This window comes from Motilimonas sp. 1_MG-2023, from assembly GCF_030547455.1.
In the GTDB taxonomy this organism is placed as follows: Bacteria; Pseudomonadota; Gammaproteobacteria; order Enterobacterales; family CBDFNC01; genus Motilimonas.
Window position 1 is genome coordinate 1 of the sequence record NZ_JAUOPX010000086.1, and the last position, 3,448, is coordinate 3,448.

Here is a 3,448-nt window from a genome sequence, read left to right on the forward strand (position 1 = left end):
GCCAATGGTGATCTGTCACCAGTGGAGTTTGAAAATTCTCAACTAAAGGTGTCCAGTTTTGGTTGACCAGAACAGCTGTTATAAGCTAGTTCAAAGTTTAGCAATAGGAAATGAAATGGGTGATTACTCAGATTTTTGTGAAATGTACGGCGGTAGTGCAGGCGATCCTGATTTTATGGAGAACTGGCTAGATGAACATGCTTCCTCTTTAGAAGAAGATGAAGAATGGTATCAGGAAAATGAAGACAAAAGCCATTATGATATTTTATTGAAGCATTTAAGTAGTATTGATACTTTATTGGAAGTTGAAGTACCAACAAACGCAAAGTTCAGTTTACTTGTCATGTTACATGGTTATGTAGTTTCTGCTATTGAAGGGTACTTAGCGGGTGTTTTTATACACTTGGTAACCAACTCTGATGATTTGACGCGTAAGTTAGTTGAGTCTGATCCTGAATTTTCAAAGCAAAAATTCACATTAAAAGAAATTTATGAAAAGCAGTCTGCTTTAAAAATTACTGTTTCAAAATATTTGAAAGGCTTGATCTTTCACGATTTGAAGAAAATAAAACCAATGTATAAAAGTGTTCTTGGGCATGACTTTCAAGATATATCATGGTTATTTGAAGCGGTAACGATTCGCCATGACTGTGTTCATAGAGCGGGTTATGATAAAGATGGAAATCAAGTTTCATTGTCAAATGAGACAATAGTTGACCTGCTTTCAGAAGTGACTGACTTATCGAGTGACGTAGAAGAAACAATAAAACGAATTGTCGAGGCAGCGTAGATCAATAGCTTATAACAAGCTAATAAACGTGGACGCATAACGGTTGTCATTGTTTTTGCAAAAGAAAAACACGGCAAAAACAAAGCCAACCTACGCGCCAGTTATTAGGGCGTTAGTTTTCTCAATCAAGCATCCGTATCATCAAATATATAGAGAATTAAATGAATTCAGTTACAGTAGAACACTTCAAAAGAGCAATTGATGATATTGGAGCTCATGGTGACAATGATATGTTACCATTTGATCTTGATACAATTTTCTTGTCAGAAACAAAAGACAAATTGGCAAAAATGGCATTTGATTTTTTTGAACGATTGGAAAAAGATGGGAAAAAATGCTAGAAATACTCTTAATGCAATCCAAATATTTACAGAAAGGTTGCTCTCACCAACAGGGGCAAGTGGTTTTAGAATATCGACAAAGATACACCCTTTCTGGAATTTCTATCTAAATGGCATCGCTATAGCTATAGCAGAAAAAAACGAACAAAACAGAAACCCTAATGCACACTCATATCGTTTTATAGATACCGGTCCTGGTTTGTTTGACAGAGATAGATCATGGAGAGCTTATAAAGAAGCTACTATCAAAGATCCAGCCCTAAAGAGTAAAGATGCTGTAGTTATACAAACTGATATTTCTAGTTTCTATGAACATATCTACCATCATAGAATTGAGAATTGTATCAACGATTTGTTTGGGGACAACTCAACCGTTTCCACGCAAGTAGATCGACTTCTTAGCCAAATTTCATCAGGTAGATCATTTGGCTTCCCTGTAGGTGGTCAATGTTCAAGAGTGCTCGCTGAGCTATTAATGACTTCTATTGATCAATTGCTTACGTTATCTGGTATTACATGGCATAGATATGTAGACGATTTTACACTAATAGCCGATAGTCAAGCTGAAGCCTACAAAGCCATATCAATCCTTTCAAACGCATTGGCAGATTATGGCCTTTCGCTGAATAGATCTAAAACCACAATACTCAAGGGCCAACACTATCAAAACTTTGTTCATTCACAGCTATTTACTGAAGACGACAATGCAAGTAAGTTAAAGAAGATTGATTTACACTTCGATCCATACTCTGACAACCCTCACTCTGATTACGATGAGCTTGCGGATACAGTTGAGCAGCTCAATGTACAATCATTACTCGACTTAGAGATACATAAAAGTCAGCCAGATACCTTTTTAATAAATCAAATAAGTAGAACATTAAAGTTACATGATCCAGCTTTAGCTCTTCAATTATGCAAAACATTGCTTTCTCCAGATAACCTTCATTCCTTTAGGGGGTCTTGGTCAACAATAATTAAAGGTGCTATTTCACTGAGAGCAGACGAGAAATACTCAGGAATATATGTATCACTTGATCTGCTATTAGATAACATTATCACTCATTCAGAGCACTTATTATTACCTGAAGCTAATTGTTTGCACTATTTGCGTGCAATAAGGATTTCAAGAACAGATAAACGTGCTGCATATGTTTATAAAAAACTACAAGATAGCTCCTCTGAAACCATTAAGAGGGCATGTTTAGAGTGCATCAGAAACTGGAAAGATAGGCCTTCGTTTATTCATGCTAGAAATAAATGGTCAAACTTTAGTCCTGAAGTTCAAAGAATGTTATGGCTTGCTTCATTTGAATTCGGTGATGAAGGAAAGCACTTTAGGCTACAAGTAAAGAATGCAATTCATAACATGTGGTCATTAGGTATTGAACTGAAAGATAAACCGTCATTCAGCGGTGCATATGTATCATGGGTTGATGACGCGGTGAAAAAATGAGATTTTCTAGATTACCAGTTAAAGACCCAAGAACTGTAGCTAGAGATATTCCGGGTATATGCGATTTGTTGTTCCCTCAGTTATTACCAGCAATAGTTTCACATCTGAATAGAAGTGCTCAACCCATTGCAGGCTGTACTTATGTAAAGGAAAACCTGATTGCTAAGATGTCTACTAATGCAGCAATGCTATTTGAAGTTGCTTACGTCCGAGCAGAGCAAATCCTTGACAACAAGAATGAAGACTGGGATGAATGCTTAAGCCTAGCTCTAGATAGGCAGTCAAAGTATTTTGATGCAGACTTGCCTGAAAAATTAACAGAACTTGATCTATCTATAGCTAAACAAACAGCGAATAATTTAGTTAAATCAATCAGATTTTTTGAGACTGAAAGTCAGGGCCCTAGATCAATTCAATCACCTGAGATACCCGGATTCCAATGGATAGGACAAGGGTACGGCGATTTTTCAATTGGCACTACATTAATAGAGGTTAAATGTAGTAGTAGGAATTTCTCATCATCTGATTACAGACAAATATTAATATACTGGCTACTAAGCTTTTCATCCTCAATAGAAAGCGATACGCAAGAATGGAAGTCAGCGATTTTACTGAACCCCAGATTGAATAAGTACATAGAGATCAATTTCAATGAGCTTATAAAAGTTGCAGGTGCAGGAAGATCTAAAATTGAGATACTAGAACTATTTTCTTCACTTGTTGGAGATTACGCTTATAAACTTGGAAATCAGCCTTAAACGTCAATATACGTTTAAAACGAAAACTAACATACAAGAATAGGTGTCGCGAAGCCGACACCCCATATTCAGGTGTTGGACAAGCCCGGAGCCTCGATAAGCT

General features: G+C 36.6%; 4 protein-coding genes. All 4 read left to right on the top strand.

Going from position 1 to position 3,448, the window contains the following annotated elements:
* The first annotated feature begins 58 nt into the window (after positions 1–58).
* The gene (locus Q4519_RS21385; RefSeq protein WP_303515924.1) at positions 59–790 is read left to right on the top strand and encodes a hypothetical protein; all 732 of its coding nucleotides are present in this window, start codon (positions 59–61) and stop codon (positions 788–790) included.
* Positions 791–951: 161 nt separating this feature from the next.
* Positions 952–1,131 carry a hypothetical protein gene (locus tag Q4519_RS21390; RefSeq protein WP_303515926.1) on the top strand — a complete coding sequence of 60 codons (180 nt, stop codon included), beginning with the start codon at positions 952–954 and terminating at the stop codon, positions 1,129–1,131.
* Complete coding sequence (locus Q4519_RS21395; protein ID WP_303515928.1) at positions 1,115–2,587, top strand: RNA-directed DNA polymerase; 1,473 nt, start codon at positions 1,115–1,117, stop codon at positions 2,585–2,587. The genes Q4519_RS21390 and Q4519_RS21395 overlap by 17 nt, the downstream gene beginning before the upstream one ends.
* A complete protein-coding gene (locus tag Q4519_RS21400; protein ID WP_303515931.1) occupies positions 2,584–3,345 on the top strand; it encodes a hypothetical protein in 762 nt (253 codons plus the stop codon). Before Q4519_RS21395 ends, Q4519_RS21400 begins: the two co-directional genes overlap by 4 nt.
* Positions 3,346–3,448 lie beyond the last annotated feature (103 nt).

What these genes read in the sequence shown, in the direction of transcription:
- Q4519_RS21390 (WP_303515926.1), top strand. Translation starts at nt 952, where the DNA reads ATGAATTCAGTTACAGTAGAACACTTCAAAAGAGCAATTGATGATATT.
- Q4519_RS21400 (WP_303515931.1), top strand. Translation starts at nt 2,584, where the DNA reads ATGAGATTTTCTAGATTACCAGTTAAAGACCCAAGAACTGTAGCTAGA.
- Q4519_RS21395 (WP_303515928.1), top strand. Translation starts at nt 1,115, where the DNA reads ATGGGAAAAAATGCTAGAAATACTCTTAATGCAATCCAAATATTTACA.